Raw genomic sequence first — 3,301 nt, 5'->3', positions numbered from 1 at the left:
CTACGCCCCTTGCCTCTGCCCCAACATCCTGATTGAATAGGGGCATTAAAATGAACTTTTATAACGGGATAGTGGGGAGACACCATGTATATCGTGCAGATTGCCTCGGAATGTGCCCCTGTGATCAAGGCTGGGGGGCTGGGTGATGTGGTCTACGGCCTGAGCACCGAGTTAGAACACCGAGGTCACTGCGTCGAGATCATCTTGCCCAAGTACGACTGCATGCGGTACGACCACATTTGGGGTCTACACGAGGCTTACCGCGACCTGGTGGTGCCCTGGTTTGGCACTGATATTCTCTGCGATGTGCTCTGTGGCTGGGTCTATGGGCGGCTGTGTTTCTTTATTGAACCTAAGTCGTGGGAGATGTTTTTTAATCGGGGCTGTTACTACGGCTGCGATGACGACCCGATGCGGTTTGCCTTTTTTAGTAAGGCGGCGATGGAATTTTTGCTGCGCAGCAACAAGCGCCCCGATATAATCCACTGCCACGATTGGCAGACGGGTTTGATTCCAGTCATGCTGTTTGAAATCTACAAGTACAACGGCATGGAGTTTCAGCGCACGCTGTACACCATTCACAACTTTAAGCACCAGGGCTTTGGCGGCACCGAAATTTTGCGGGCTACCGGGCTGAACCGGCCAGAGTACTACTTCCAGTACGATCGCCTGCGCGACAATTTCAACCCCTTTTCGATCAATTTCATGAAGGGGGGGATTACCTACGCCAACCACGTCAATACGGTGTCGCCGTACCACGCTATTGAGGCTCAGCACGGCAATGAGGGCTTTGGCCTGGGCCACACGCTGCACACCAACCAGCACAAATTTTCAGGCATCCTCAACGGCATTGACTACGAGGTGTGGAGCCCGGAGTGCGATCGCTATATTCCGCACCACTACGGTCTCACCACCTTTGAGGACAAGGCGCTAAATAAGAAAGAACTGCGCGATCGCCTGCTGCTGCGCCAGAGCGATCGGCCCCTGGTCGCTTTCATTGGCCGCCTTGATGACCAAAAAGGGGTGCACTTAGTCCACCACGCCATCTACCATGCCCTGGCGAGAGGGGCACAGTTTGTGCTGCTGGGTTCGGCTACCGAAAAGAGCATCAACGACTGGTTCTGGCACGAAAAGAACTTCCTCAACGAAAATCCCGATGTGCACCTGGAGCTAAGCTTCAACGAAGAGCTGGCCCACTTGATCTATGCCGGGGCTGACATGATTGTGGTGCCCAGCAACTTTGAGCCCTGCGGTCTGACCCAGATGATCGGCCTCAAATACGGCACAGTGCCAATTGTGAGAGGCGTGGGTGGCCTGGTCAATACCGTGTTTGACTGGGATTATGACACCCTGCACGGGCCTGAAGAGCGCAATGGCTTTGTCTTCTTCCAAAGCGATATCGTGGCTCTGGAGTCGGCCATGAACCGCGCCTTTGACGTTTGGGATCATGCCCCTAATACCTTTAAGCAGCTAGCCCAGCAGGGAATGCAGTACGACTTTTCCTGGAATTATCCGGGGCAGGCTTACATCGATTTATATGAGTACATACGGCACAAGTAGCGTACGCTACTTATATTTGCTGGCTGGAATAGGCCTTAGCTCCGGTGGTTTTGGTGGTACAGGCCTGTGGTTTGTACCACTAAAGAGTGCGAGAGTACCCACGACAGAAGCGCCCATAGACTAGCGATCGCCCCTAGAGAAATGGGCACGCTGGAAAAAGCCGACCAGCCTATGCCCTCACTGCCGCTGATTGCTCATATGTCTGCTAGCTCTGACATCGTCCTGTCTAAACTCACCCGCGCCAAACTGCTGCGGGGTCAGGGAGATGCTCTCTACGCTATCAGTCGTCATAGCGAGGCGCTGTCGCGGTTTAAGGCAGCGCTTGCCCTTAACCCAGACGACTACGAGGTTTGGACGCTGCACGGGTTTTGTCTGGCCGCCCTCAAACAGTATGAGGCCTCCGTAGAAAGCTTCAATCAGGCCATTGCCCGCTGCCCCACCCACGGCCTAGCCTGGCATGGTAAGGGCCACGCCCTAGCTAAACTTAGTCACTTTGAAGAGGCCGCCACTCATTTAGAACAGGCGGTTAAACTCAACCCTGGCGACAACAAAGCTTGGTATAACCTAGGCACGGCCCAAAATCAGCTGCACCGCTACCGCGACGCCGTCAACAGCTTTGAGCACAGCCTTAAGCTCAACCCCCACGACCACCGCGCCCGCTATAACCAGGGGGTGGCTCTATGCGGTCTGCACCGCTACGACGATGCTCTGCGGGTGCTGCAACTGGCCCTCGAACAACGGCCCAACGCCCACTACATCTGGAATCAGCGAGGCACGGTGCTGATTCAAATGGGCCACTACAGTGAGGCGATCGCCAGCTTTGAGACCTCCCTCAGCCACCACGCCAATAACCCCAATGCTTGGTACGGCAAAGCCCGCGCCTATGCAATGGTGGGCAACTTAGAGCAAACCCTCAAGAATCTCTACCGCACCTTCGTGCTCAGCCCCTACGTCTACAAGGTTATGGTGCAAATCGATGTCCACTTTGACGGCGTTCGCGACCACCCCCAGTTCCAGCGCCTGATCGAGTGAGGCAAGTTCGGGGGTGCTGAATTGAGGCATGAATTTAGGTAGGGGCAATCGACCGTTTGCCCCTACGAGAAGCACTGAATTTTTGAGTCATACCTGCGTTTATCACCCCGCAGATTTTGCTGTCTGACTGTTTAGGGAGCCAGTTCTCCCAAAATTCTAAACCGCATGTGGTTGACGGCCAGATCGCCCAGACGAACCTCAGGGCTGCCCTGAGGGCGAATCAGCTTTTCAAAGGAAATATCTTTGCCCATTTCTACATGCCACCACGGTAAGCCCATCAAGAAGCGGGTGGGGTAGGGGCCACCCTCCTGCACATCGTCGGGGTTAGACTCCATGGGCACCCAGCCAAAGCCGGGAATGTAGAACTCAATCCACACGTGGTTGAAGTCGGGCTCTAGGTAGAGACCGGCCTGGTCGGCGTGGGCCGGGCACTTGTAACGACCCACGGTACGGCAGGCGATGCCGTTGAGGCGCATGAGGGCCAGCAGTAGGCCCACGTATTCGCCGCAGGATCCGCGACCCCGCATCAGCACCACGTCGGGGGTTTCAATGGCCGGGGTGACGGCGTAGGAAAGCTTGTCATAGACGTAATTGCGAATGCTGAGCACCTGGCGCAGTAGGTTGGTTTCGGTGCCTACGCTCTCGCGGGCCGCTGCCTGAATTGTGGGGGTATCCATGGCTAGCTCATCGTCGTCAATCAGGTAGCGGG

At 55.7% G+C, this 3,301-nt stretch carries 3 protein-coding genes; 2 read left to right on the top strand and 1 reads right to left on the bottom strand.

What is annotated here, in order from left to right:
* The first annotated feature begins 84 nt into the window (after positions 1-84).
* A complete protein-coding gene (gene glgA / locus IQ273_RS31845) occupies positions 85-1,560 on the top strand; it encodes a glycogen synthase GlgA (protein ID WP_194027096.1) in 1,476 nt (491 codons plus the stop codon).
* Between the two features lie 66 nt (positions 1,561-1,626).
* Entirely contained in the window at positions 1,627-2,592 is a 966-nt protein-coding gene (locus tag IQ273_RS31840) for a tetratricopeptide repeat protein (protein WP_194027095.1), read from the top strand.
* 131 nt (positions 2,593-2,723) lie between these two features.
* Here the strand turns inward: IQ273_RS31840 and IQ273_RS31835 are convergent.
* On the bottom strand, positions 2,724-3,301 hold a 578-nt coding region (locus tag IQ273_RS31835; protein ID WP_194027094.1), incomplete at its 5' end, for a transglutaminase family protein.

The sequence above is a fragment of the Nodosilinea sp. LEGE 07298 genome (assembly GCF_015207265.1).
Classification (GTDB): domain Bacteria; phylum Cyanobacteriota; class Cyanobacteriia; order Phormidesmidales; family Phormidesmidaceae; genus Nodosilinea.
The sequence above is the reverse complement of the archived record's forward strand: the minus strand, read 5'-3'. Positions and strand labels throughout refer to the sequence as shown.